Below are 25,336 nucleotides of genomic sequence, written 5' to 3'. Positions count from 1 at the left end.
CCAAACATTTGTTTTGTAAATAAAAAAGCAAACATTTGTTCTAAAAATGTTTGCTTAATCTTACGCTTAATCTTTACTTGATCTTTTTCTTGATCTTTTCCTTGAGCTTTGACTTAATCTTTCTCTTGGTCTTTTCCTTGGTCTTTTCCTTGAGCTTTTCCTTAATCTTTTGTATGAACTTTAAACCTTTTCCCCGGCATCAATTCGTTTCTGAAGCTCCGTCAAATACTCGAAGCGCTCATACTTTTCCAAAAGCTTTCCCTCGGCTTCTTCCTTCTGCTCCTGTAGTTTCGCAAGATATACATAGTCCCTGCCGTTTAATTCACTTTCCTTTTCAATAAAAGCAAGCTCCTCCTCCAATTTGGCAATCTCCTCTTCGATATGCTCAAAGTCCTTCTTCTCCTGATAAGTCATCTTTAAAAGCCTTGCTCCCTGCCAGGATTTCTTCTTATCCCCCTCGGACTTTTCTTCTCCTCTATCCTCTTTGGACTCTGCTTTACTACCCTTTTCTACATTTTCCGCCTCTTCCTTTTCCTTCAAAAGCTGTACCTGATAGTCGGTATAGCCTCCCTCAAACTGGCGAATCTGTCCATTTTCCTGAAAAATGAAGAGACGATTCACCGTACGATCCAGAAAATATCGATCATGGCTAATCACAAAAACAATGCCCGGAAAGCTGTCCAAAAAATCCTCCAGAACAATCAGGCTGCTTAAATCCAGGTCATTGCTGGGCTCATCCAGGAACAGCACATTGGGGGCGGACATCAAAATACGAAGTAGATACAGTCTTCTCTTTTCTCCGCCGGAAAGCTTCTCAATGGGGGCGTACTGCATTTCCGGAGAAAAAAGGAAACGCTCCGCCATTTGGGAGGCGGAAATCAAACCTTCCTTTGTAGGCAGATATTCCGCAATCTCCTTAATGCTGTCGATTACCCTTTCCTTTTCCGGCAAATCTTCATTTTCCTGACGAAAATAGGCAATCCGCACGGTTTGTCCGATTTCCACCTTTCCCTCATCCACCGGAATCTCTCCCAAAATAGCCTTCATCAGGGTAGACTTTCCTGCCCCGTTCTTCCCGATAATGCCGATACGGTCATTCCGTAAAAAATTATAGCTGAAATCAGAGAATAATAATTTATCCCCATAGCGTTTTGTCAGGTTTTCACAGTTTATGGTACTCTTCCCCAGACGCACGAAAATGGAGGCAAGGCTCAGCTCTTCCTCCTCCGTTGGACCATGCATTTGGTAAAGCTTTTCATAGCGTTGCAGTCGTCCCTTTTGTTTGGTGGTTCTGGCCTTTGCGCCTCTTCGCACCCAAGCCAATTCTTTCCGAAGCAGACTTTGTCTGGCTCTTTCCTGAGCCTTTTCGATATTGAATCGCTCCGCCTTTCTTTCCAAATAAGAGGAGTAGGAGCATTCGTAGCGAGTAAAGCCTTCTCTTTCCAGCTCCACAATCACATCACAAACCGTATCCAAAAAATAGCGGTCATGACTCACCAGCAAAATCGCTCCCTTAAAGCGCTTTAATTTTTCCTCCAGCCACTCCGCCATTTCCTCGTCCAAGTGGTTTGTAGGCTCGTCCAAAAGCAGCAAATCCGGCTCTGTGTTTAGGGCCGCCAAAAGAGCCAGCTGTTTCTTCTGTCCTCCGGATAAAATCTTGCAGGGAGAATAGAAATCCTCCAAGCCAATCTCCTGCATAACCTTCTTTCCAAAGGCCTCTCTTTCCTGCTCTCCCATACGAAGGGCAAAGTTCTCTACCAGAGCCTCCAAAATACTCTTCTCCTCCGGAAAATGACTTTCCTGGGTAAGATAGCTGATTTTCAAGCTCCTTCTTCGTACAATGCTTCCGCTATCCAGCTCCTCTTCTCCGGCAATAATCCGAAGCAAAGTAGACTTTCCTCCTCCGTTTCTTCCGATTAATGCCACCTTCTCTCCTTCTTGAATCGAGAACTGGGCATCGGAAAACAAAACTTTATTTTGAAAGCTTTTGCTGCCTTTTTCTATATTTACAATACTTCCTGCCATAGAATTTTCCTCTTTCCTCTCCTTTTTAAGAGATTTTTCCTTGCTATAATAGCAAAGATACGGCTAAAATAGCAATGCACTGATGGAACTGTAAGTTTTCTATCCTTTAAATTGCTTAGCGGAAAGAAAGGAGCAGCATGTCTATTCGTCAATTCATTTTCCCCAAAGAAAAAACCAAGAATCTTCGTTTCTATGATGTCATCATCATTAGCTTGATTTTATTCGGAGAATTTATTATTCGCTCCAACCAGCTATTTCTAGACAGCTTAAATGCTGTAAAATCCGCTATGTTTTACGCTTTCCCCCTCTCCCCCATCCTTCTTAGCCAAAATACGGAAAGCATTACGGAAACGGTAGCGGAAACTGTGGATACAGCCACTGAAGGGGTAGCTTATTCCAGTAACCTGCAATTCCAGTTCTTTATGCTGCTTTTGGTTTTTCTCTATCTGATTGTTCGTAACTTTGATTTTAAGCAAATCCCCTTTCGATTTAAGCTCTCTGTGATTCCCTGGTACTTTGTTTTACTTGCCATTATGGGACTAAGTGCAGACGTTCTTTACCTTCTCTTTGATAACGGCTATAACTACTTCACCAAAGAAGTTCTCCTTTCCGTGGATTTCTTTGAGTTATTTCGGAAAATAGCCGCCTTAAGCCCCATTGCCATTATCTATGCTTTATTAAATGCCTTCTACGAAGAATTCTTCTTTTTAGGCTTACTGGGCACCGTAGACCAAAAGTACAAATGGCAAACCCTGCTTTACTCCACAATGATTCGTATATCCTTCCATACCTATCAGGGCATGACTTCCGCCATTATTATCGGTGTGGTATTTGGACTTATGTATTACTACTTCTATACCTATAGAATCAAAAATCTTCTTCCGGTGGTTCTGGTGCACTCCATGGCGGATATGTTCGGTTCGGGATTTGTGTATCTGTTTGCAAGGTTCTAGGAACAAGCAAAAACCCTAGGTTTCAAGCCACTTTAGGCTTAATTCCTAGGGTTTCTTGGTAGCAGGGGATGAGGGATTCGAACCCCCATCGGCGGTTTTGGAGACCGTTGCTCTACCATTGAACTAATCCCCTTTGCTTTAAAAAATCAACGGTATGATTCTATGCTATTTTTTGAAGATTGTCAATGCCTCTCTTATATTTTTTACCGGAATCAGTTCAATATCTTTCTTTTTTCCCTTTGCCGGTGCATGATAGGCAGGTAAGAGAATCCTTTTAAAGCCCAGTCGAATGGCTTCTTCGATTCTGGCTTCACTATGGCTCACGCCGCGAATTTCACCGGACAATCCCACCTCTCCAAAAACCATGGTATCTTCCGGAATAGAAAGGTTTCTATAGCTGGAAACAAGAGCCAAAAGCACTGCCAAATCAATAGAAGGCTCCGAAATCTTTAAGCCTCCGGCAATATTGATATAGGCATCGAACTTAGAGCACTCAATGCCTAAGCGCCTTTCCATTACCGCAAGGAGCATATGCAAACGATTATAATCCATACCGTTTGCGGTTCTTCTGGGGAGGCCGAAGTTGGTGGCCACCAAAAGTGCCTGAATTTCCATAAGAATCGGTCTTGTTCCTTCCAGACCGCAGGAAACTATGGAGCCTGAGCAGTCCAGAGCACGGCCTGCCAAAAGTAAAGCAGAGGGATTTTCCACCTCACAAAGCCCCTTCTCTTCCATCGTGAAAACGGCAATTTCATTGGTGGAACCAAAACGATTTTTTTGTCCGTGCAGAATACGTAGCTGGCTGTTCTGTTCTCCCTCAAAATACAACACCACATCCACCATATGCTCTAAAATCTTCGGCCCGGCAACATTTCCATCCTTGGTCACATGACCAATCACCGCTATGGTAATTCCTCGATCCTTAGCAAGACGAAGCAAGAAGGAGGTACATTCCCGCACCTGACTGACGGAACCGGGAGAGGCAGTTACCTCCTCCAAGAACATGGTTTGGATGGAGTCAATCACCAGAAAATCAATCTCTCTTTCCTCCACCACCTCCAAGAGTTGATTCAAGTTACTTTCGGACAGAAAATAAAGCTCCCCTTCCACTTCTCCCATGCGATTGGCCCTAAGCTTAATCTGCTTTAACGATTCCTCGCCGGAGACATAGAGAACTCTCTTCCCTCCCTTGGAAGCCAAATGCAGGCTTACGGAGAGGAAAATGGTGGATTTTCCGATTCCCGGATCTCCCCCTAATAAAACGAGGGAGCCGGCCACCAGGCCACCTCCCAATACTCTATCCAGCTCTCCATAGCCGGTAGAAATACGATCTTCCTTATCTAATGGAATTTCCTCCAGCTTTTTCGCCTCTGCTTTTTTCAGGGGAAGCATAGAGCCTGCTCCCCCCAGTCTTTTTTTACTTTCCTTTGGAGCCTCCACCATAGAGTTCCAGGCCTTACAGGAAGGACACTGTCCCAACCACTTGATGGTCTCATACCCACATTCCTTACAGAAAAAAAGATTTAAACTTTTTGGCATTCTTCCTTCCTTTTTCTAATGCTGGTCTTTAATTTCTCTCCGGATCTATCCATTTTCACGGTAACCAAAGAGCCCTGGGGAATCTCTCCCTCTAAAATGGCTTCAGACAGTAAGTCCTCCACCTGGGTTTGGATGGTTCTCTTTAAAGGTCTTGCACCAAACTTAGGATCATAGCCCTTTTCCACCAGGAAGTCCTTTGCCCCCTTATCTAAGCGTAAACCAAGATCCAGTTCGCCCTTTGCACGCTTATACAGCTGGGACAGAAGAATATCCAAAATCTTGGACATATCTTCCTTACTGATGGGTCTAAAGACAATGATTTCATCAATACGATTCAAAAACTCCGGTCTAAAGAGGTTTTTCAGCTCTTCCAAGACCTTATTCTTCATATATTGATAGTCTTTATCTAGCTGTCCGGGAGTGGTTTCAAAGCCTAACTTTTTCGGGCTGATAATCTGTTCCGCCCCTGCATTGGAGGTCATGATAATGATGGTGTTCTTAAAGGAAACCTTTCGTCCCTGAGAGTCGGTGATATGTCCGTCATCCAACACCTGTAAAAGAATGTTCAGCACATCCGGATGGGCCTTCTCAATCTCATCAAATAGAATAACAGAGTAAGGATTTCTTCTTACCTTCTCGGAAAGCTGTCCCCCCTCATCATAACCCACATATCCGGGAGGGGAACCGATCATCTTGGAAACACTGTATTTTTCCATGTACTCCGACATATCTACACGAATCAGATTCTGTTCAGAGCCGAAAATCACCTCCGCAATAGCCTTGGACAGCTCTGTCTTTCCCACTCCGGTGGGTCCCAGGAACATAAAGGAACCAATGGGGCGCTTAGGATCCTTTAAGCCTACGCGTCCTCTCTTAATAGCTTGCGCAACAGCCTTCACCGCCTCATTCTGACCAATCACTCTTTCATGAAGAAGATTCTCCAGATTCTTCAGCCTTTCCGTCTCCGTTTCTTCCAACTTCTTGGTAGGAATCTTGGTCCAATCGGAAACTACCTGAGCAATATCTGACTCCCGTACGTGAAGACGGTTCTCTTCTCTTTCAGTCTTCCAAAGCTCCAGCTCCTTACTCAGTCGTTTTCTTCTCTGCTCCTGTTTTTTCTTAATCTGAGAAGCGCCTTCAAAATCCTCCCTGCGAATGCAATCTTCCTTTTCTTCTTCAAACTCGGCAATCTGAGCTCTTAATTTCTTGATTGCTGCAGGCTCTCCACTATTTAAAATGCGGATTTTGGAAGCAGCCTCATCAATTAAATCAATAGCCTTATCCGGCAAATACCGATCATTAATATAGCGGGCACTAAGCTTCACCGCTGCTAAAATAGCCTCTTCTTCAATCACTACCTGATGATGCTCTTCGTAGCGCTCTTTAATCCCTTCCAGAATCTTGATGCTTTCTTCTTCTGTTGGTTCTTCAATCGTAATCGGCTGAAAACGTCTTTCCAGTGCCGCATCTTTTTCGATATGCTTTCTATACTCCTCCAAGGTGGTTGCACCGATAATCTGCAGCTCTCCTCTGGCTAAGGCAGGCTTTAAAATATTGGCAGCATCCAAGGCTCCCTCAGCGCCTCCCGCTCCGATAATGGTATGAATCTCATCAATAAATAGAAGCACTTCCCCGTCTGTTCTTGCCTCTTGAATCACCTTTTTAATTCTTTCCTCAAACTCTCCACGGTATTTGGAGCCTGCCACCATGGCAGATAAATCCAAGGTTAATAAACGCTTTTTCAAAATACTGTCCGGAACATCCTTTGCCGCAATTTTATTGGCCAGACCTTCCACCACAGCCGTCTTTCCTACCCCCGGTTCTCCCACAAGACAAGGATTATTCTTGGTTCTTCTGGACAGAATCTGAATCATACGCATAATTTCCTGTCCGCGACCAACCACCGGATCCAGCTTTCCTTCCTTTGCCAACGCGGTAAGATCTCTGGAGTACTGATCCAAAGTTGGGGTTTGCACGGATCGTACTTCCTTCTCTCTATTATTTCTCTCTTCCACCAGATTGTCTCTTCCAATGGCGGAATTCAGCTGGGTATAAATCTTTTGCATGGAAACACCCAAGGTGGAAATAATACGGGATGCTACACAGTTTCCATCCTTTAATATCGCCATTAATAAATGTTCGGTTCCCACAAGACGGGACTGTCCCTCTCTGGCTTCCTGCATTGCCTGCTCCAGAACTCTCTTGGCAGATGGGGTATAACCGCTGGGATCTGCAAGGGAAACACCGCTTTCTCCGCTAACCATAAACTTGGCAATCATATCCGCAATCTTTTCTTCCGTTACACCATTTGCCTTTAAAACCTTCCCTGCAACGGCTGTACCTTCCCGTACAAGACCTAAGAGGATATGCTCTGTTCCAATATATTGATGATGACACTCTTCAGCCACCTCTATGGCAAGTTGTAAAGACCTTTGCGCCTGTATCGTAAACTGATTCATCTTCTCCACCCTATCCTTTTCTATACAATACCGTTTCTGCTTTTATAGTCCCTAAAAGCAGTGTTGTCCAGTTAAAATTTTCTGATTGAATCTAAATATTTTATCATGATAGCAAAGCTTTTTGAATAATCTGTGAAGGAGTCCCATGAGAAAAATTTTCATGGATAAAAAAATTCATGCAGTATAGCTCCAGGATAAATCCTACTTTTATGGCTATACTGCATGATAAACAGTCTCTTACAGTTCTTCGATTTCCAGCTCTACTTCTTTGGTATGCTCCAAAGAATCCTCTTTTTTATGCTTCTCTTTATCCGCCAATCGCTTCTTATCTTCCGCAGATAAAGAAATCGCTCTGGTGGCTCCTAAATCCGCATCTTCAATATCGGATCCGTTTTCACCCTCATGATGCACATTGGGTCTACGTCCAATCAGCTTGGTTCTTCCCTCTTCTTCCTCTTCCTCGGGGAAATCCTTTTCCTTCATGGGAAATTCTTCCTTTAAAGAGAAACGCTCTACATTGGGTCGGCTTTCCTTTCGCTCTCGCTCCAAGGTTTCTTTCTGGAAGGCAATAACTTTCTTCAATCTGCTACGTGACTGCCACAGGAAGATGGATAGGGCGGCAAGAAGCAAAGCCACTAAGGCAAAAACTATGCTTAATATGGTCTGAACATTATATTTTCCTACCAAAGCATCATATTGAGTCAATAAAGTCGGATAGCTTTCCGCATTTTTCTTCTGCTCAGCCTCTAAAGGATCCTGAAAATACCGCTGAATGGTTTTTTCCTTTAAGTCATAACGATAAAAATGTAAATCTCCCGCATCATTCATTCCATAAACAATGATGTACTGATGCTCTGTATCAGCCTTCCATACCCATCCCTTTACCTGATGGCCGTCTACATCAATGGTGCTTTCCCAAAAGCCATCCGGAATCTTTACATCGGAACCGGGATTCATAATGGTAATGCTCTTATCCTTTGCGGTAAGCTTAACCCCCTCGTTCTTGGTCTCCGCCTCTTCACTTTCTTCTGCAGAGGCCGAGGTTTCCGCCGCACTTTCACTGCTTGTTTCTTCCGCAGTAATATTTACGGCGCCCTTTCCCACATGGGTAAGGTTCAAAAGACTTTCATCCCCGCTGTATATTTCCTGTTTTTCTACCGTAATACTGGACTGTCCTGCGGAAGCTGCCTTGAATTTCAAAGCAAAGGCCAAAGTATTGGCTACGGAATTATCGCCGGTACCATGTACACGCAGTGTTCCTGCGCCTCCATCAGTGTTCGTTCCGCTGACAAACTGTAAAGCATTACTGTCATAGCGAAGGGTGATATCCACTCTGGCTAAGGGAGTATCACTTTTAATCTTCATATTTACCGTGATTTCTTCTCCTACCTTACCCGTCGGATCGGAAAAGCTCAGTTGTCCGTCTGCCGCAAACACAGCCATGGAAAACAGAAGGCTGAGCAGGCAAGTATATAGTATATATTGTAATGATTTCATTATTATTTCCTCAAATTCCTCTGATTCGAGTCTTTCCATCCTCTGACAGTACCCGAAGTTTTACTCGACATATTCCGTTATATTTTACTGAAAGAAGAGAATTCTTTCAAGACTTTTTAACCAAGAGGACTCTTCCCGATCTCCACTACTTCTACACCGCTTTCAGTCTTCCCTGCTGTGCTACTGCTGTTTCCATTGGCGCTTGTATTTCCGGCATTGTTTGCTGCGCCGTTTCCGCTTCCCGAGGTATTTCCGGAACTGCTTCCACTGTCTTTTCTTGTGGGCTTCTCATCACCGGTAGGAATCGGCTCTTTCTGTCCCGGCATATCCTTATATACAGGGATGGAGAAAACCAGCGCTTTATTTTTCATATCCTTGCTGTAAGCGGAGGATAACTTGGCCCCTTCCTCTGCAGCGCCCTGTACATTGGTCATGTACTGATGCTTAAACAGGTTGGAACCCTGTACATTCCATTTCTTCAGATACAAAGTATTCTGTCCCGCATTCATATAATTTTCCGCAAAGAACTGCGCTCCGCCCACAATGGACTTTTCTCTGGTATTCCAGGGACGCATATAGCTGCCACTTTGCTTGGCATACCAGATCCCTCTCTCGATGGCTCCCATCTTTCCGTCCTGGTAAGCTCCGATATTAAAATAATTATAATGTCCGCTACTTCCGGAAATAGAACCGCTGGTTCCTTTTCCCTGCTCCTGTAAAATCATGGAAGCAAGAACATAGGGATTCTGCTTAGACTGCTCCGCAGCCTTCATAATAATACTCACGTAATCCACACCGCCTGCATTTGTTCCGTTACTTGTATTGGAATTGTCTGCAGATGCCGCTGTGGTTCCGGAAGGAATAACCGTTCCCTCCGCATTTGATATGTTTGCTCCCGGTCCATCATTGGAAATGACTACTGTTTCCGTTGAATTCTGGGTAGAGGAAGCATCTCCGCTTCCGCTGTTTCCCCCATTTCCACTGCCTTGACTTCCGCTATCCATAAAGCTGCCCATTAGCATGGCTGCCAAACCGTCTCTCGTCTGTTCCTCCGGATTATAGCTGTGGAGTAAGAATTGGAAAATGTAGGACTCATCCAAAAAGTTTCTGGGATCCATATAGTATGCTGTTAATTGTCTGGAGGCACCAACCCAGGTAGGACCGTCAAATCCTACCCATGTTCCTGTATTCCAGTCATATTTTCCCTGATCGGTGGACTTCCAGGATGAAATAGCATTCTTGTCCACAAGACTGCCGGTTCCTTCCATCTCTCCGTCTAAAACTCTCTGCCAATCCAAATTGGTATGTAAAGCCTTAAACTGCCAGTTGGGAAACTCTGCATGGAGAGCTCTTAGGCCGTCCTTATAAGCTTCCGGAAAGCCCTGTTGATTTAAAGCGTTCTCAAAGGCCTCATCCCTTTGGTATTGAACCGGAAATTTTACAAAATCGGAACGAATATATCCGCTTCCCCCTTGGAAATTAACCGGATACCAGCTTTCTCCGGAAGAGTTTTGCACCGGATCCCCTACTTTAACGGCTGTATTGGAATAAAGGTTCGTCACCTTTTTACTGTTCTTGTTGGCTTCAGCCCTTACATTGACCATACTGCCCTTAATTACGGCATCCTTTTCTGTAGCAAAAGCTTGCGTAGCAAAAACGCTGCTCAAGATTAATCCTAAACTTATAAAACGTCTCCAACTTGTTCTTCTCATTTTTCTCCCTGCCCTTTACGCCAAAGAAGGATGTTCTTGAAGAAGCATCTCTTTGTGATTCATCAGGGAAAAAATCCCTGTCTTTATACATCTGCAATTCTATCGGAAATTATAAAGATTAAAAAATAATTTTCAATGAAGATTTTCTTGCATCATTTTAATTTTTTTATTTCCTTCCGTCAATGCTTCTTGGAATTATTCAGACAAATGACAAAGAAACGTAATGAACGGGGCTAGCAGCAGAGAGAATGCATCCCTTCTAGGATAGCTTTTGGAACAGGACACGCTCTCGCTAACCTCGCCAGGTAACGGCTCTAAGCTTTTACAAAACAAAAGCTAAGTGCCGACGGGCTCAGATTGTCCCTTATCAAAAGCTATCCTAGAAGGGATAAGTCTGATTCTCCTCTGCTTATAGACTCTAAAATAATGTAGAAGGAAGCAAAAAAGGGCTGCAAAAATCAAAATTCGGAAGAAATTTTCGACAATATAGGTCTGAATGCGGGGTAGTCTGAGCCCACCAGTACTTGCGAAAAACAAGTGGAACGCAGTTTTTCGCTTAGTATCCGATGTGAGGCGAGGCTAGCGAGAGCGTGCCCCGTTTCAGACCTATATTGCTGAAATTTCTTTAAGAGCTTAATTTTTTACAGTCTTTTTTGCTTCCTTCTGTATTGTTTTTTCTACCTCGTTTTACACCGGGTAGGCTTTATTTTCTTTGTCTGCGTTCTTTAACGCAATGCCGGATTTCTGGGCATCTCTGTACTGGAAGAAGTCCTTGGCTACCTGAGGGAATAATGCATAAGACAGTACGTCCTCCGGCTGCTGCATCCATTCCTTACACTCTTCTTTAAACTGCTCAAGCTGTGGCGGAATGTGGTCTGCAGGGCGATCTGTCATCTGCTTCTCTCCCTTTAAGACCTTCTTCAGCATTTCTTCATCCATAGGCTTTACAGTTCTACCGAACTCTCCTGCAACCAGCTTATAAGACTCCTTGGGAACCATCTTATACCGCTCTCCGGTAATCACATTCATTACTGCCTGGGTTCCTACAATCTGAGAAGAAGGGGTAACCAGTGGCGGCTCTCCAAAGTCCTTACGCACTCTTGGAACCTCTTCCAAAACCTCCTGAAGCTTCTCGTCCTTTCCTGCCTGATGAAGCTGGGAAATCAGATTGGATAACATTCCTCCCGGAACCTGATACTTTAAGGCCTTAATGTCTACACCCAAAACCTTTGTGGAAAGAAGGCCGGATTTGATACATTCCTCACGGTAGGGCTGGAAATAGTTGGAAATCTCGATGAGCTTGTCCAGATCAAGGCCTGTATCATATTCGGTGCCCTGCAAAGCCGCCACCATAACCTCCGTGGAGGGCTGGGAGGTTCCCATAGCCAGGGGAGTGGATGCGGTATCAATAATATCCGCTCCCGCTTCGATAGCCTTTAAATAGGTCATGGAAGCCATACCGGAGGTGTAGTGGGTATGCATTTCGATAGGAAGTGAAGTTCCTCTCTTTAAAGCCCCAACAAGCTCTGTAGCCTCCTTCGGAAGAAGTAATCCCGCCATATCCTTAATGCAAAGGGAATCCGCACCGAGATTTTCCACATCTCTTGCCAGGTTCTCCCAGTATTCCAGGGTATAAGCATCTCCCAGAGTATAGCAAAGGGCAATCTGAGCATGTCCTCCCTCTTTTCTGGTGGCCTTAACGGCAGTTTCCAGATTTCGAATATCATTTAAACAGTCGAAAATTCGAATGACATCAATACCGTTGGCAATGGATTTTTCTACAAAGTACTCCACCACATCATCGGCATAGTGATTGTAGCCTAAGATGTTCTGTCCGCGAAATAACATTTGCAGCTTCGTATTCTTAAAATGTCTTTTCAACATCCGAAGTCTTTCCCAGGGATCTTCCTTTAGGAAACGAAGGCAGGCATCAAAGGTTGCTCCTCCCCAACATTCCACCGCATGGTATCCTACCTGATCCATCTTGTCCAAAATCGGCTCCATTAATTCACTGGGCATTCTTGTGGCAATCAAGGACTGATGTGCGTCTCTCAGCACGGTCTCCGTAATCTTAACTTTTGCCATATTTTCCCCTTTCTATTTCACTCCAAACACAGCCATAAAGATTCCTGCTGCAACCGCCGTTCCGATAACACCTGCCACATTTGGTCCCATGGCATGCATTAAAAGGAAGTTGGTCGGGTCTGATTCCGCTCCCACCTTTTGGGATACTCTTGCCGCCATAGGCACTGCGGAAACGCCGGCGGAACCGATTAACGGATTAATCTTCTTTCCGGAAGCATAGTACATCACTTTTCCGAGAAGTACACCTGCCGCTGTTCCGAAGGCAAAGGCTACCAGTCCCAAGAACACAATCTTTAAGGTATTTACATTTAAAAAGGCTTCTGCAGAGGTGGTTGCTCCTACAGAGGTTCCCAGTAAAATAACCACAATATACATCATGGCATTTGCCGCAGTATCCGTTAACTGCTTTACCACACCGGACTCTTTAAAAAGATTTCCCAGCATCAGCATTCCCACAAGGGGAGCTGTTGTCGGTAAAATCAAACAAACCACAATGGTTACCACAATGGGGAACAGAATTTTTTCCAGCTTGGAAACCGGTCTTAACTGCTCCATCTTACACATCCGCTCTTCCTTCGTGGTTAAAGCCCGCATAATAGGCGGCTGGATGATTGGCACCAAAGACATATAGCTGTATGCCGCAACCGCAATAGGTCCAAGCAGCGCCGTCTGTCCCAGCTTGTTGCAAAGGAAGATGGAGGTTGGACCGTCCGCTCCTCCGATGATGGAAATTGCCGCAGCAGCCGCTCCGTTAAAGCCAAGAAAAATAGCAATAAAGTAGGCTGCGTAAATACCAAACTGTGCCGCCGCTCCCAGTAAGAAGCTGATGGGGTTAGCAATCAACGGGGAGAAGTCCGTCTGGGCTCCCACTCCCAGGAAAATCAAAGACGGTAAAATGGTCCACTCATCTAAGCGGAAGAAATACCATAAAAGCCCCCCGGTTCCGTTGATGGACTTTTCCGGACTTAACATAATATCCGGATAGATATTTACCAAAAGCATTCCGAAAGCAATAGGTACCATCAATAGGGGCTCAAAGCCCTTGGCAATTCCCAGATACAGGAAAACCAGGGCAACAAGAATCATCAGGTAATTTCCCGGAGTTAGATGAAAGAAGGCCGTTTGCTGTAGTAGATTGGATAAGGTCTCTACTATATTCATGAAAATATCCTCCTATCCTAACTTATGCGTTTAAGCTGGCCAATTTCGCACCGGATTCCACGCTGTCTCCCACCTTTACGTTAATGCTTGCTACAACACCATCCTGGGGAGCTACAATATCGTTTTCCATCTTCATGGCTTCCAAAACAAGAAGTACATCTCCCGCCTTTACGCTATCCCCTTCCTTCGCCTTTACCGCCAGAATCTTTCCGGGCATAGGCGCGGATACTGCCACATTGCCTTCCTTGGCAGCAGATGCTGCAGGTGCGGAGGCTACAGGAGCAGAAGCTACGGGAGCAGATTTCTCCACTGCCTTTGGCGCGGAAACAACACCGCCGTTTTTCTCCTCTACTGTTACATCATAAGCTACACCGTTTACTGTAATTGTATACTGCTTCATAATCTCTCCTTATCTCCGTCTTCTAATCGAACGAACCACCAGACCGTTGTTTAATTCCTTGGCATCCTTAAAAGGATTTTCCACGACCTGCTCCGCTTCATAGGCCTCAATAGCCGCCATCATTACAATGCTTAATACATCCTCGGGGATACCCTCTTCTTTTTCTATAACAGGAACCACGCGCTTGGGAACTTGCTTTTCTACCGCCTTAGCTGTAGGAGCCGGCATCTTTCTCTTAGCCTTTTTCTCCCGGTGCTTTTCTTCCCAAATGTGAATGTACTTAAAGAGGCTGATAATCCAGGCAATGAAAATGAGTACGGCAAAAACCATTCCCATTCCCACCAATAAGTTTTGTCCTGCGGAAGCCATCTTCTCTTCCATACTGTACTCCGGAACAAAACTCATGGAGGTAAAGCCGCTGTAATCCTCTTTTAAGGATGCATCAAAGTCTAATTTTCTTTTTTCGAACTGTGCCACAAGATGGAACTTGTATTCTCCATCTTCTTTTGTAACAATGTTCTCCTTGACCTCCTGAAATTCTCCCAGCTCCTCTTTGTCATTCTTAAAATTATTTAGGGCATTATAGAGAACCTCTTCCTTAGCCTTGTAGGCCTCCTCAATCCCCTGGTTAAGACTGCTCTCATCCTGGGTTACCATAGAGGTAAAATACTGCTCTATCGTTTGTTCCAGTTCAGCCAATGTGGAAGGATCCAAGGCTTCCGCTTCCACAGTCTGATTTCCGCAGGAAAGTAAAAAGAAGGACAGGAGCAAAGCACATAGGAGGAATATTTTATTTATCTTCTTCATTTTCCCCTCCTAGTTGCTTCCGAATTTTTTATGAAAATCAAAGTTAGCCTTTCCGTATAACATTTCAAAGGCGGAAATAATTCTTTGACGACTTTCCTCCGGTAAAATCAAATCATCCACATATCCTCTCTTTGCCGCCGCTAAGGCAGAGGATTTCTCCGCTAAAAATTTCTTGCTTTCCTCTTCTCTCTCGGAGGCGGATTTTTCAGGATACAAAATATCCGCTGCATACTTGGCATCCATAATGGAAATTTCAGACTCGGGATAAGCATAAACCAAGTCCACGCCCAGTCCCTTACTGCCAATTGCCGCTCCTGCGGAACCGATAGCTTTCTTCACGAGGCTCACCATAGGCACGGAAGCATTTCCATAGATGGAAAGAAGACTTGCCATAGCCTTTGCCATATGCTTTTCATTGCAAGAGCAGTTTTCAAAGCCCGGCACATCACACACTGTCAAAATAGGAATAGAATAGCTGTTGCAGAAACGAAGGAATTGATCCATCTTTTCCACTGCCTTCCAATGCAGAGGCTCCCCATTGGTTGCCACCGCCCCCACAGTCTGTCCGTTTAGAGAAATAAAAGCAGTAACTGCCCCCTCTCCAAAATGAGACTTTACTTCAAAGATTCTTCCTTCATCTGAAAGAGTTTCCAGCGCCTCTCTCGGTGCCAATGCGAAGAAGCCCTCCACACTACGGTTTAGGCTATCTTCCATATCCTCCTGATAAGCTGCATCTTCATTATTGGCAGGTAAAAAGGCAAACGCCTTACGAACTTCATCAAAAATCTCTTCTTCCGTACCGTAAAAATCAAGATTTCCCTGCTTAGCCTGGGCTTCAGCCTTAGCAAAAGCCTCATCCTTATTTCCCTCTACGCCGTCAGGAGCAGTAAGGAAGAGTCTTGCCTCTTCCTTTTCCATAAAGGAAAAATCGGAAAGAGAAGGAAGAATGGCAAGTCCTCCTCCTACCTGTCCGAAAATCACGGTATATTGGGGAATCAAGCCCTTTGCCTTTGCCTTCTTCTCGTAAATGGTAGAAAGGGCAAAAATAGCATCTGTAGCTTCCGGAATACGAAGTCCGCTGGAATCCAGTAATTCCACCACCGGGCATCCCATTTTCATTGCTGTATCATAGAGATTTGCAATCTTCTTTCCATGCATCTCTCCAATACTTCCGGAGAGTACTTCTCTATCTTGTGCATAAATATATACCGGCTTCCCGGAAATACTGCCATACCCACAAATGACTCCATCCGATGCTTCCTGTTTCTCACCGGAATTAAAATCTGTACTTCTGCTGCAAACATGAGCACCGATTTCCACAAAACTGGATTCATCCAGCAAGGCCTCTATACGCTTCCTTGCCAAAGAATTACGCTGATCCATAATCTTCCTCCATTTCTATTTTGAGGGCAAATTACCCTTTTAACATGGCTTATTGTAAACGATAGCAAAATCTAATTCAAGCCAAAGAAATAACAAACATTTAATATATGCTTCTATTTTTTAAAGCGTATTCCCTTAGGATAGAGGTTTCTTAGTCGTCCGTTTCGGTAATATCCAAAGCCCAAAGGAAGTCCGTCACAAGTACAAAGAACCAATCCTTTATCACTTTTTTTATCGCCTTCTTTATCGCTTTCTTTATCGCTTTTTTTATTGTTTACGTTTCCTTTTCTGTCGGCCATAAGAAAATTCTCTAGCTCTTCTTTCTCCACCGCTATTTCTTGTCCATTGAGATAGGCCTCTACCCTTCTGTCTTCTCCGTACAAGGAAAGTCTGTAAAGCAATTTGGTCTCCGGCGATTTTTCAGGAAGCTTTGTAAGAGCATCCCCCCATTTAGGAAGGTCTATAGCGTGGCTTAGGCTATGACTCCATTCCCAGCTCTTCTTACCTTCCTCCAAAACCGCAATACCGATTCGAAGCAAAGGCAGGGATAAAAAGCATTTTAAAGAAGAGGGATAATAAAAATATTTTTTAGCCTTCTTCTCCCAAAGCATGGAAAGCTTAGAAATATCCATATCCTCTCTCTCAAGATCCTTTCCCTCTTTCCGAAAAAGAGAAAAATACTGTCCCTCTCCCACACTGTTATGAAAATAAAGATGCCTCTCTCCTAAAAATCTGAGCTCCGGATGCTTTTCTAAAATCCATTCCCGCATTTCTTCATTTTCCTCCTCGGAAAATGTACAGGTGGAATAGGCCAAAAGCCCACCTTCCCTAAGCATTCCCAGGGCATGACCAAGAATATCTCTTTGTAGACCTGCACATTGCGAAACCTTCTCTAAAGACCAATCCGCTATGGCCTCCGGATTTTTCCGAAACATTCCTTCTCCGGAACAAGGTGCATCTACCAAAATTCTGGAAAAGAATGCCGGAAATTGCGCTTCCAGCTCTTCAGCGGAGCAGGAGCTCACCGCCACATGGCTATAGCCCATACGTTCCACATTTTTGGAAAGATTTTTAGCTCTTTCCATAATGAATTCGTTTGAGAGAAGAATTCCGCCTTCCTCTGTCTTAAGCCGGTCTGCCATCTGCAAGCTCTTTCCTCCCGGACTGGCACAAAGATCCAGACATCTGTCAAAGGGGCGAATTTCCATATAAGGAACCACAGACATGGCGGAAGGGTCCTGAATATAATAAAGCCCCGCCTCATGGTAGGCATCGTGACCGATTTGCACCCCTATACTTTGCAAATACTCTTCATCACAAAGGTATTCTCTAGCCAAGGCGAGACCGTATTCGTTCTTTGAATTTTCTAGTTTTAAGCTTTCCGATTTTAACTCTTCCAGCTTCCAATTTTCCTTCCATTTCTCTAAAGGAAAATCCGGATTAGCCTCCGCCTTCTGTAAATTCAGCCGAAGCCCTCGCTTCGGAGGCAGAGAACAGGCTTCTAAAAAAGCCTCCCACTCCTGCCCCAGCCTGATTTTCATTCTTTCGCTAAACTCCTCAGGCAATGAAATATGATTTTTCTGACAGCTCTCCTTCATTTACACTTCCTCATCCTTTTTTACACCTGCATAGTCTAAAAGCATTTTGCCAAGGGTCTTTCCGGCAGAGAAAAATCCGGAAAACGCTCCATAATGATAAAAACGTACCAGCAGCATGCCAACAGGCAGGGCTAAAACCATTCCGGAAATCCCGTAAAGCTTATATCCTAAAAACAGGAAAATCAGAGCCAGTAAAGGGGGCAAGCCCACTGCATCCCCAATAATCTTCGGTTGCAAAATCTGTCGAATCATCTGGCTTAGAATGTAAATCAATAAGAGAGCTAAAAAGAATAAAAATTTTCCTTTTAATAAAATCAGAGCCATCCAGGGCCACATAATAAAACCCACGCCAAAAACAGGGAGGGCATCCAAAAAAGCGGTTAAAAAAGCCAAAGGAATCGCAAGCTCCACTCTCAATAAGGAAAAACCGACGCTTAAGAGAATAAACACACAAAACATGATTTGGATTTGCGCCCAAACATAGCCCTTTAAAATCTTTTTTCCGTCCTCCTTAAGAAGCTGCATATATTTTCTGAACTGCTCCGGAATATTTCGATGCAGAATCGATAACAGCTTTGCCCCTTCCTGAGAAAAACAAAGAGCAGACAGTATAGTAATAATCAGGTAAAGAAACAACTCAGGCAAGCCGCTAACCACTTGCAGAGAAAATTGCAGGGCCGGAGAAGTCCATTTATTCATCATGGTTCTTCCTATACCGTCCAAAGTACCGGGAAGATCCGACAGTAGATTTTGGATGAATGGAGGAAAGTAGGGCAAATTTTCCTCTATCATTTTCTCCAGTTGACGCTTTAAATCCTGAATCTCCAAAGGCAAACGAGAAATGCGCTGCTTAAGCATGGGAAGTCCCAACTGCATAAGACAAAAACAAAGATAAAAAAACAAAGCGAAAATAGTTAAGGTCAGCACCAGGGATATTTGCTTTTTCTTTAAAAACGGGAAGCTCTTTTGCAAAAAAGAAATCAGGGGATTTAAGCAAAAGGCAATTATCGCCCCCAGGGTAAAGGGGAGAAAAAAGAACAATAGCTTGGGGAGAAAATACAGAAAGAAAACACATACTCCCAAAGGAAAAAGCATTTTATATAGATACAGCAGAATTTTTTTCATGAACAAAGCCCTTCCATAGAACTGCAAGTACGAGCGTCACAGCAAAGTAAAAAATGCTGGAGGCATTGGAAAACCAGGTTGTAAAAAAGGAAAATAGAAAATAAAAAGCAAATTGGATATATAATGCGCCTCCAAAAGGATTTTTCTCTTTCCCTGAAAGCTCTTTAATCCAGGAAGAAAGCAGCCCCAAAATTAAAGAGAAAAGCATAACGCCCAAAAGTCCGAAATCATAGTAGGCATCGTACAGAATCCCCAAGGTAGACAGCTCCTCCTTGGTTAAATAGACCGGATAGGCCAAGGGAAAATCAAAAAAGAATTTCGCCCCGGAAAGGGTTAAAAATGGATAGGCCATACGAAAACCATGGGAATGTTCCTCTATGTTTTTTGTCAGCAAATTGAAATTCTCATAATTATTGGCAATGTACATATAGGGCTGTACCAAAAAGATGGGAAGCTTATCATTTTTCATTTCAAAGATTCCCATAAGATAGGAAACGGAATGGGCTCTCTCTATCGTAAGAAAAACATAGGCAGACAGCAAAAAAAGAAATAATAAAAGCAGATATCTTTTCCGAATCCTTAAGCCCTGATACAAGGCAGAAAACACAAATAAAAACAGGGAAAACAGAAGCTGAAAACGGGAAACCAAAAGGATTGGTAAAAGAAGAGCTAAAAATAAACTGATGCCTGAAAACAGCTTTAGGCTGCCCTCTTTTTGATATAAAAAAGGAAGAAGCATAGGAACCAGCACAAAAAGAGTGGTGAAATAATGGAGTCCCTTTAAATGAAAATAAGAATATGCGTGGGGGGTATGCTCCGTAAATAAAGGAATATAGCCAAGAGCCAATGCCTCTATCACAAAAGAAAAATAAGAAAGCAAAAGAAGTCCTAAAATACAAAGCTTTAAAAATTGTCCTTCTGTACAGTTCCACCGATATTCTTTCCCGGATAAATCCATCTTCTTTGCTTCTTCCGAGAAGATTTTTGTATTTTTCAGAAAACGAGAAGCCGCGAATTCAGATAAATACGTTCTACCGTGATAGCCCAAATAGAATAAAAGGTAAGCCAAATAAAAGCTCAGCCAGGTATGAATGGTCCAGGGAGAAGAAAGCTTGCTAAGCTGTAAAGTAGCCACCCCCTCTCCAAAAAGTAATCCCAAAGCAAGAAGACCGGACAATGTTACACTACTTCCCTCTCTCTCTCTTTCTCGAAGAAAAAGATAAAGAGACAAAATCAGAAAGCAGAAAAAGGAAAGCACGGCATATCCCTTTTCCTTCAAAAGATATGCCATGCCATACAATACCGTATATAAGCAAAGGTCAAAAAACAGACTATTTCTACTGTGATTTTGCTTTCCGTTCAGCGCTGGGCCCTTTGTTTTCTGTAGATTCTCCACTATCCGCTCCGCTTCCTTTACTATCTCCATTACCGCTTCCCTTTGTTTCCGCCGAGTTTTCCTCCTCTGTGGTCTTCGTGCTTTCCGAGGATTTGCTGCTTTCTGTTGTGCCCTCCGTACTCTCTTCCGTAGTACTTGCCTTGGTATTCTGCTCCACTTCTTCCTTTGTGCTTTCCGGAAGCTTTTTGATAGTGGCATGAATATAGACTGTACTGTTGGGCTCTGCAAGAGACAAACCGCTGGGCAAATAATCCTTAAGCCGCAAGCTTACACTCACATCCTCCTTGGCATTGGATACATCCAGGGCAGGAAGAGTCAGCTGATTGATCCCATCCAAAACAGATTCACTGCCGGAAACACTGATGCTTTTTGGAGAAATCTGAAGCTCCTCCACCGTATAACCGTTTTGAACATTTCCTTCTGTTGTTGCGGATAGAATAAGATCCTTCTTCTTGTGAATCACCACCGTATAATCCACCTGCTCCTGAGACAGGCTGACATTCGGCAGATTTTGAATAATCTTTCCGTTAGCATCGTAAAAAACAATCTTTCCGGTACCATCGGTATTTTGATTCATGCCATCCACATTAACCACCAGCCCAAGAGAAGAAATTCTTCCCACGGATGACTCCGGACCGTTTACATAAATGGTGGTAGGATCAACAGTAATGGACGAAACGGTATAGCCCTCAGCCACATTGCCCTGTTGATGCACCTGTAAATCAAATTTTTTCTTTTGTAAATCTTCTATGCTGACATGAACAACGGAAGGTCTGGCCACGATATCCGAAATACTGGAAGCATTTTCCTGATTGACAAGCTCCACATAGACCGGTACGGAACCTGTAATAGAATAATCGCTTAAATCGATATAGGCCTTAAAATCGGAAGCCTTTACAGAGGAAGCCAGATTGCTTCGCACGGTATAACTAACGGTAACCGTACTCCGATCCACCTCCCAGGTTTTATTCTCTGCGGAAAAGGTATCCTGATTCAAAATTTGTAATTCCACGGTTCTACTTTCCTTTTGCTCCGGATTGGACACATTGAAAACAATCAGCCAAAGCAGCAAAGCCAGAACCACACTCACCAGCTTTAATATAAGATTCTCTTTAAAAAACTTCATTTATCTCTCCTCCTTTTTTCTGGGAAGAATGCGGGAAAATAAAGTTTTCTTCTGCTCTTCCTGCTCTTGCTTCGGAAGATAACGTATTAATTCTCCTGCCTCTTTGACATGTAAAAGCTTTCCCTGACAGGCTACGGAGATTCGTCCCGTCTCCTCGGATACTACCAGAGTGATGGCATCCGTACTTTCCGAAATTCCCAACGCCGCCCTATGTCTGGTGCCATAGGCCTTGGAAATTCCGGTATCGGACAGGGGGAGATAACAGGTAGCGGAAACCACTCTGTCTCCGGAAATCACAACCGCTCCGTCATGCAAGGGGGTATTTTTTTCAAAAATATTAATGAGTAAGGCCGCCGTCACAATACCATCCACATAAATTCCGGTATCCTCCACCTCTTTAAGACTTTGGTTTTGCTCAATAACAATCAATGCACCGGTCTTGTATCTTGACATTTCCTGACATGCGGAAATTAATTCTTCATTGACTCTGACGCTGCCTTTGCTATCTTCCCTTTGGAACTGCCCGAAAAGATTCTTAGAGCCTAATTGCTCCAAAGCCTTTCGTAGTTCCGGTTGAAAAATGATAACGGCTGCAATAATAGCCGCTGTGGAAATTCTTTCAATTAACCAAACAATCGTATTCAAACGAAAGAAAACGGCAAATGCCGTAAACAAAAGAAGCACCAGAATTCCTTTCAGTAACTGCCAGGCTCTCGTGTTCTGAATCCAAAGAAGGACGACATAAATAATCCCTGCCAAAATTGCTATTTCTACAAGTCCTGACAGACTAAACGCAGGAAGTAAACTTACCCACCCCTTAATCTTTGTAAAGAAATCCAATTCCGATACTCCTTTCTCCTCGTAGCAACAAATGATCAAGTTCACACAAAAATTCTCTTTTCTCTATGGAGAAAATTTCTTAATCCGAAGAAGGAAAATGTTCTCCTTTATTCTTCGGTACAGCCTTTACAAAATAGTAGTAGTCATCATCTTCCATCTGCAAAAACTTTGTTCCCCGGTAATCCACATCATGGAAGAAAAACAGGGTGAATACAGACAGCAAGGCAGAAATGAAATAGGCAATAATACTAATCAGGAAATTCATCTTCAAGGAAAGTAAAGGATACAATATCCAAAGCAACGCCTCCATTACCAGCCCCACCGTTACGGCAATGTGCCAGGAATACTGAAAACTTCCGTTTCTCAGCAGATAAACCGTCACTACCACAGCAGAAAAAAGAACCAATACAAGGATCATTTCCTTATCTTTAAAAAAGGGAAGCAGGGTTTTCGTCAAGGATTCCAACTGTTCCGTAAGATCGGCAGAGGCCGTAAAAAGCTTTTCATTCTGCTGAATAAAGCTCAGGAAAAAATATAAAAAGCATCCCAAAGCCAGAGGCAGAAAGGCCGTAAAACCCATAGTGAGCCCTACAAAAATCGGCAAAAAATAATGGATTTTCAAAAGAAAGCAAAAAGGCATCAAGGCAATGAGGATGGCATATTTTCCTCTGATACTGCTTTGCAATAAAAACAAGAACAAAAAGATGCCCCCGGAAACAATTAAGAGCAAAAGGGATTGCTGATAAAAATAGGACATCAATATTACGCCCAGAAGTATAGGCAAAGTCGAAAAGGGAAGAAAAAAGGATATCAAACTAAAAAACAAAAGAAAAATCGGATGCGCCAGTTTTCCCACCATGGAAAAATGGCGGGTTAAGGAAAAAAAGATAAGAAAGGCCAGGCAGGAACGAAAGATAGGAACCATCCAATAATCCTGCTGTCCATATATTTTTTGACATTTTTCTTTAAAAAGTCGAAAACCGTTCATACTCCTACTCTCTCCCTATCTTACTCGTCCAACCAATCCGCCTCATCATCCAGCCACTCTTCTTCTCCCTTTTGTTTGGGAGCAGCATTTTTCTGAACAGCTTTTCCTCCGTCCTTCAGCCTTCTAAGCTTAGCTAATCTTTCCGATCTTGTATAAAGCGGCGCTAAATCCAGTTTAGCTCCCTCTTTCTTCATTTGCAGTACCACTTCCTGAGCCTCTTCTCTGGCTTTTTGAACGATAGTGTCTTTCTCCTCCTTTTTTCTAAGCTTTTCCGTTCTCTTTGCTGTAGACAAAAGAAGCAGATCCTCCAAGCGTTCACGATAAAGTAAACTGTCTTCATAGGCTCTTTCATAGGAATAATAGGACACAATGGAAATAAGCACAATGGTACAAACCATGCCCAGGAAATAGAGAAGGGAAATTCGTTTTCCCAAATCCATCATATATTGAAAATCCAGCTTTTGGAGAATGTTTTCTATTTCCATAAAAAAATAGGCAAACAGAAGCAGGAAGAAAATTCCTGTATATTGAAGGATTCCCCGCAGTACCCGATTGGAAATATAATCTTCCCTATAGTACTTGGCCGTATCCAGGGCCTCCTGCCCTATTTCCTTTTCCAGCATGGCGACCTGCACCATGGCTATGATTTTCCTCTGATCCAACATCAATATCCCCTTGCCTGTCTGGCCCTTTCCGCATAAGGCGAACTTGGGAATTCCCCTACCACCGAGTCAAAGTTCTGATTCGCCTCCGTAGTATTGCCCATGGTTTGCTGTATTCTTGCCAGCAGGAATAAGTTCTCCGCTTCTCTTCGAATCTTTACACTCCAGGTATAATCCTGTAAAGCTTCCTCCAGACGACCTGCATTCCATGCAGTGCTACCCAATTCCTGCAAACGCAGGTACACACTTCCCTCCATCTGGGACTTAATGGAAGATAGCATGGAGACCAGACTTTCATCCGTAATGGCGCTTTGATCCAAGGCAGTATACAACTGAGCCGCCTGTGTCAAATCCCCTGTGGAAAGAGCATTGTTAATCCCTACAAGGCTCTGATATTGCGCCATAAAAGAAGCATTTTGATTCTCATAGCGATCCAGCTTCTCCTTCATTTCATCATACTCTTTTTGTAAACCGGCATTGGCCGCAGACAAATCTCCCATCTTCTGATTCGCCGCATCCAGCTTTTCCGTATAGGATATCATTTCCTGATTGTTTTTGCTATTGGCTCTTCTGATTCCTGCCGGAAGCATCAAAAGATAGAATACAAAAAGGGCAATCACCACACCCAAAAGGAGCAGGGCAGAAACCGCCCAGGGAGAAATCTGCTTAACCTCCTGAGGCATCATCACATCGTCATCCATCATTTTCCTATGGGAAAAAACATTCCTAAGGCGACTCTGCTCCACCTCCGCTCTACCGGTCTTCTTCTTCACATAGTCCATAAGGACGAGAGCCTTGGGATTGTTTCTATCAATCTTCAGCACCAGATAAAGACTTTTTCCAGCCTTTACCCACTCGCTTCGTCTCATATAGAGAAGAGAAAGTAAAATGTGGGCCTTCACATAGTTCGGGCTGTCTCCGATAACCTGATTCAACTGAAAAACCGCTAAGTCTTCGTTATTATGCTGGGCATAGTCCAAGGCTTGATTGTAGCGCTTTACATTATCAGAGCAAATGCGCAAAATCGCCGGCTTTCTTTGAATCTGCTCCAAAAAATAATCCGCAGGATTATCCTCCGGCAAAAGATTCATGCTGATGACCCATTGCACCAAGGCATCCGCCACTTCTCCCATCTCAAAAAAAATAAGCCCCAACAGATTTCTTGCTTCCCTTTGGTACTTATCAAAATGCAAGGCCTTCTTCAACAGCTCTGCGGCACCGCTTAAGTCCCGAAGTCTGGCTCTTTCCAGTCCCAGGTTATAATAACAGTTGGCTATCCGTTCCAGGGTAATATCATATTTCATGACGGATCGTTCCCCTTCTTTAAAGCCTCTTCCATAAGCTGTGTCATCAAATCATTCATATCGGTAAGGTCCACCTTGAGAATGGCATCCTCTAACTGATCCACATCCAAGCTGGGTTTAAACCTTTTTATCTCATCCTCGAAATTAATCATTGCACTCCTTTATTTTTAAAACTGCTCAATTTTTAAAAAAGAACAGTTTGCACTTTACTTTGCAAATGTGCAGTTTTTGTGAAAAGCATTGACTCCCCTATACTTCTTTTATAGAATCCCAAAC

The 25,336-nt window shown here is 43.6% G+C and carries 20 protein-coding genes and 1 tRNA gene; 1 reads left to right on the top strand and 20 read right to left on the bottom strand.

Features of this window, described 5'->3' with window-relative positions; genetic code table 11:
• Positions 1 to 180: 180 nt before the first annotated feature.
• Positions 181 to 2,025, bottom strand: a complete 1,845-nt coding sequence (locus tag HNQ46_RS09385) for an ABC-F family ATP-binding cassette domain-containing protein (RefSeq protein WP_183684454.1) — start codon at positions 2,023 to 2,025, stop codon at positions 181 to 183.
• 137 nt (positions 2,026 to 2,162) lie between these two features.
• Between HNQ46_RS09385 and HNQ46_RS09380 the strand changes: the two genes are divergently transcribed.
• Positions 2,163 to 2,978, top strand: coding sequence for a CPBP family intramembrane glutamic endopeptidase (locus HNQ46_RS09380; protein ID WP_183684453.1), 816 nt, complete (start codon positions 2,163 to 2,165; stop codon positions 2,976 to 2,978).
• Positions 2,979 to 3,040: 62 nt separating this feature from the next.
• On the opposite strand, the gene HNQ46_RS09375 is transcribed toward HNQ46_RS09380, so the two are convergent.
• The 19 genes from HNQ46_RS09375 to HNQ46_RS09285 all read right to left on the bottom strand — a co-directional run bounded on the left by HNQ46_RS09375 (position 3,041) and on the right by HNQ46_RS09285 (position 25,212).
• Positions 3,041 to 3,111: transfer RNA gene (locus HNQ46_RS09375), tRNA-Trp, on the bottom strand.
• A 32-nt stretch (positions 3,112 to 3,143) separates the two neighbouring features.
• Positions 3,144 to 4,517, bottom strand: coding sequence for a DNA repair protein RadA (radA, locus tag HNQ46_RS09370; protein WP_007156334.1), 1,374 nt, complete (start codon positions 4,515 to 4,517; stop codon positions 3,144 to 3,146).
• Entirely contained in the window at positions 4,502 to 6,976 is a 2,475-nt protein-coding gene (locus tag HNQ46_RS09365) for an ATP-dependent Clp protease ATP-binding subunit (protein ID WP_040648359.1), read from the bottom strand. The genes radA and HNQ46_RS09365 overlap by 16 nt, the downstream gene beginning before the upstream one ends.
• A 237-nt stretch (positions 6,977 to 7,213) precedes the next feature.
• Complete coding sequence (locus tag HNQ46_RS09360; protein ID WP_243155901.1) at positions 7,214 to 8,473, bottom strand: cohesin domain-containing protein; 1,260 nt, start codon at positions 8,471 to 8,473, stop codon at positions 7,214 to 7,216.
• Between the two features lie 116 nt (positions 8,474 to 8,589).
• Entirely contained in the window at positions 8,590 to 10,185 is a 1,596-nt protein-coding gene (locus HNQ46_RS09355) for an N-acetylglucosaminidase (protein WP_183684451.1), read from the bottom strand.
• 687 nt (positions 10,186 to 10,872) lie between these two features.
• Positions 10,873 to 12,270 (bottom strand): oxaloacetate decarboxylase subunit alpha, encoded by a 1,398-nt coding sequence (locus HNQ46_RS09350; RefSeq protein WP_183684450.1) that lies wholly within the window; start codon positions 12,268 to 12,270, stop codon positions 10,873 to 10,875.
• 12 nt (positions 12,271 to 12,282) lie between these two features.
• Positions 12,283 to 13,431 carry a sodium ion-translocating decarboxylase subunit beta gene (locus HNQ46_RS09345; protein WP_183684449.1) on the bottom strand — a complete coding sequence of 383 codons (1,149 nt, stop codon included), beginning with the start codon at positions 13,429 to 13,431 and terminating at the stop codon, positions 12,283 to 12,285.
• 22 nt (positions 13,432 to 13,453) lie between these two features.
• Positions 13,454 to 13,831 (bottom strand): biotin/lipoyl-containing protein, encoded by a 378-nt coding sequence (locus HNQ46_RS09340; RefSeq protein WP_183684448.1) that lies wholly within the window; start codon positions 13,829 to 13,831, stop codon positions 13,454 to 13,456.
• Between the two features lie 9 nt (positions 13,832 to 13,840).
• Positions 13,841 to 14,638, bottom strand: coding sequence for an OadG family protein (locus HNQ46_RS09335; protein WP_183684447.1), 798 nt, complete (start codon positions 14,636 to 14,638; stop codon positions 13,841 to 13,843).
• A 9-nt stretch (positions 14,639 to 14,647) separates the two neighbouring features.
• Positions 14,648 to 16,021, bottom strand: a complete 1,374-nt coding sequence (locus tag HNQ46_RS09330) for a carboxyl transferase domain-containing protein (protein ID WP_183684446.1) — start codon at positions 16,019 to 16,021, stop codon at positions 14,648 to 14,650.
• Positions 16,022 to 16,134: 113 nt separating this feature from the next.
• The gene (locus tag HNQ46_RS09325) at positions 16,135 to 17,619 is read right to left on the bottom strand and encodes a methyltransferase RsmF C-terminal domain-like protein (protein ID WP_183684445.1); all 1,485 of its coding nucleotides are present in this window, start codon (positions 17,617 to 17,619) and stop codon (positions 16,135 to 16,137) included.
• Positions 17,620 to 18,744 carry an AI-2E family transporter gene (locus HNQ46_RS09320; protein ID WP_243155900.1) on the bottom strand — a complete coding sequence of 375 codons (1,125 nt, stop codon included), beginning with the start codon at positions 18,742 to 18,744 and terminating at the stop codon, positions 17,620 to 17,622. It lies immediately after the preceding gene.
• Positions 18,716 to 20,170, bottom strand: a complete 1,455-nt coding sequence (locus HNQ46_RS09315) for an O-antigen polymerase (protein WP_183684444.1) — start codon at positions 20,168 to 20,170, stop codon at positions 18,716 to 18,718. The genes HNQ46_RS09320 and HNQ46_RS09315 overlap by 29 nt, the downstream gene beginning before the upstream one ends.
• Positions 20,082 to 21,266, bottom strand: coding sequence for a CdaR family protein (locus HNQ46_RS09310; RefSeq protein WP_007156349.1), 1,185 nt, complete (start codon positions 21,264 to 21,266; stop codon positions 20,082 to 20,084). Before HNQ46_RS09310 ends, HNQ46_RS09315 begins: the two co-directional genes overlap by 89 nt.
• Positions 21,267 to 22,151 (bottom strand): diadenylate cyclase CdaA, encoded by an 885-nt coding sequence (gene cdaA / locus HNQ46_RS09305; RefSeq protein WP_007156350.1) that lies wholly within the window; start codon positions 22,149 to 22,151, stop codon positions 21,267 to 21,269. It abuts the gene before it with no gap.
• A gap of 34 nt (positions 22,152 to 22,185) precedes the next feature.
• Entirely contained in the window at positions 22,186 to 23,094 is a 909-nt protein-coding gene (locus HNQ46_RS09300) for a hypothetical protein (protein ID WP_007156351.1), read from the bottom strand.
• Between the two features lie 20 nt (positions 23,095 to 23,114).
• A complete protein-coding gene (locus tag HNQ46_RS09295) occupies positions 23,115 to 23,759 on the bottom strand; it encodes a hypothetical protein (protein ID WP_183684443.1) in 645 nt (214 codons plus the stop codon).
• Positions 23,759 to 25,060, bottom strand: coding sequence for a tetratricopeptide repeat protein (locus HNQ46_RS09290; protein ID WP_183684442.1), 1,302 nt, complete (start codon positions 25,058 to 25,060; stop codon positions 23,759 to 23,761). Before HNQ46_RS09290 ends, HNQ46_RS09295 begins: the two co-directional genes overlap by 1 nt.
• Positions 25,057 to 25,212, bottom strand: coding sequence for a hypothetical protein (locus HNQ46_RS09285; RefSeq protein ID WP_007156354.1), 156 nt, complete (start codon positions 25,210 to 25,212; stop codon positions 25,057 to 25,059). Before HNQ46_RS09285 ends, HNQ46_RS09290 begins: the two co-directional genes overlap by 4 nt.
• Positions 25,213 to 25,336 lie beyond the last annotated feature (124 nt).

Origin of the sequence: Oribacterium sinus, assembly GCF_014202695.1 — a bacterium.
GTDB lineage: Bacteria > Bacillota > Clostridia > Lachnospirales > Lachnospiraceae > Oribacterium > Oribacterium sinus.
Note: the sequence above shows the minus strand (reverse complement) of the source record. Positions and strands in the feature narration are given on the sequence as shown.

Bases quoted from the DNA above. Each gene is read 5' to 3' on its own strand.
- HNQ46_RS09320 (WP_243155900.1), bottom strand. From the start codon at position 18,744: ATGAAAAAAATTCTGCTGTATCTATATAAAATGCTTTTTCCTTTGGGA.
- HNQ46_RS09385 (WP_183684454.1), bottom strand. From the start codon at position 2,025: ATGGCAGGAAGTATTGTAAATATAGAAAAAGGCAGCAAAAGCTTTCAA.
- HNQ46_RS09365 (WP_040648359.1), bottom strand. From the start codon at position 6,976: ATGAATCAGTTTACGATACAGGCGCAAAGGTCTTTACAACTTGCCATA.
- HNQ46_RS09315 (WP_183684444.1), bottom strand. From the start codon at position 20,170: ATGGAGATAGTAAAGGAAGCGGAGCGGATAGTGGAGAATCTACAGAAA.
- HNQ46_RS09345 (WP_183684449.1), bottom strand. From the start codon at position 13,431: ATGAATATAGTAGAGACCTTATCCAATCTACTACAGCAAACGGCCTTC.
- HNQ46_RS09290 (WP_183684442.1), bottom strand. From the start codon at position 25,060: ATGAAATATGATATTACCCTGGAACGGATAGCCAACTGTTATTATAAC.
- HNQ46_RS09355 (WP_183684451.1), bottom strand. From the start codon at position 10,185: ATGAGAAGAACAAGTTGGAGACGTTTTATAAGTTTAGGATTAATCTTG.
- HNQ46_RS09380 (WP_183684453.1), top strand. From the start codon at position 2,163: ATGTCTATTCGTCAATTCATTTTCCCCAAAGAAAAAACCAAGAATCTT.
- radA (WP_007156334.1), bottom strand. From the start codon at position 4,517: ATGCCAAAAAGTTTAAATCTTTTTTTCTGTAAGGAATGTGGGTATGAG.
- HNQ46_RS09300 (WP_007156351.1), bottom strand. From the start codon at position 23,094: ATGAACGGTTTTCGACTTTTTAAAGAAAAATGTCAAAAAATATATGGA.
- HNQ46_RS09350 (WP_183684450.1), bottom strand. From the start codon at position 12,270: ATGGCAAAAGTTAAGATTACGGAGACCGTGCTGAGAGACGCACATCAG.
- HNQ46_RS09330 (WP_183684446.1), bottom strand. From the start codon at position 16,021: ATGGATCAGCGTAATTCTTTGGCAAGGAAGCGTATAGAGGCCTTGCTG.
- HNQ46_RS09295 (WP_183684443.1), bottom strand. From the start codon at position 23,759: ATGTTGGATCAGAGGAAAATCATAGCCATGGTGCAGGTCGCCATGCTG.
- HNQ46_RS09340 (WP_183684448.1), bottom strand. From the start codon at position 13,831: ATGAAGCAGTATACAATTACAGTAAACGGTGTAGCTTATGATGTAACA.
- HNQ46_RS09335 (WP_183684447.1), bottom strand. From the start codon at position 14,638: ATGAAGAAGATAAATAAAATATTCCTCCTATGTGCTTTGCTCCTGTCC.
- HNQ46_RS09360 (WP_243155901.1), bottom strand. From the start codon at position 8,473: ATGAAATCATTACAATATATACTATATACTTGCCTGCTCAGCCTTCTG.
- HNQ46_RS09325 (WP_183684445.1), bottom strand. From the start codon at position 17,619: ATGAAGGAGAGCTGTCAGAAAAATCATATTTCATTGCCTGAGGAGTTT.
- HNQ46_RS09285 (WP_007156354.1), bottom strand. From the start codon at position 25,212: ATGATTAATTTCGAGGATGAGATAAAAAGGTTTAAACCCAGCTTGGAT.
- HNQ46_RS09310 (WP_007156349.1), bottom strand. From the start codon at position 21,266: ATGAAGTTTTTTAAAGAGAATCTTATATTAAAGCTGGTGAGTGTGGTT.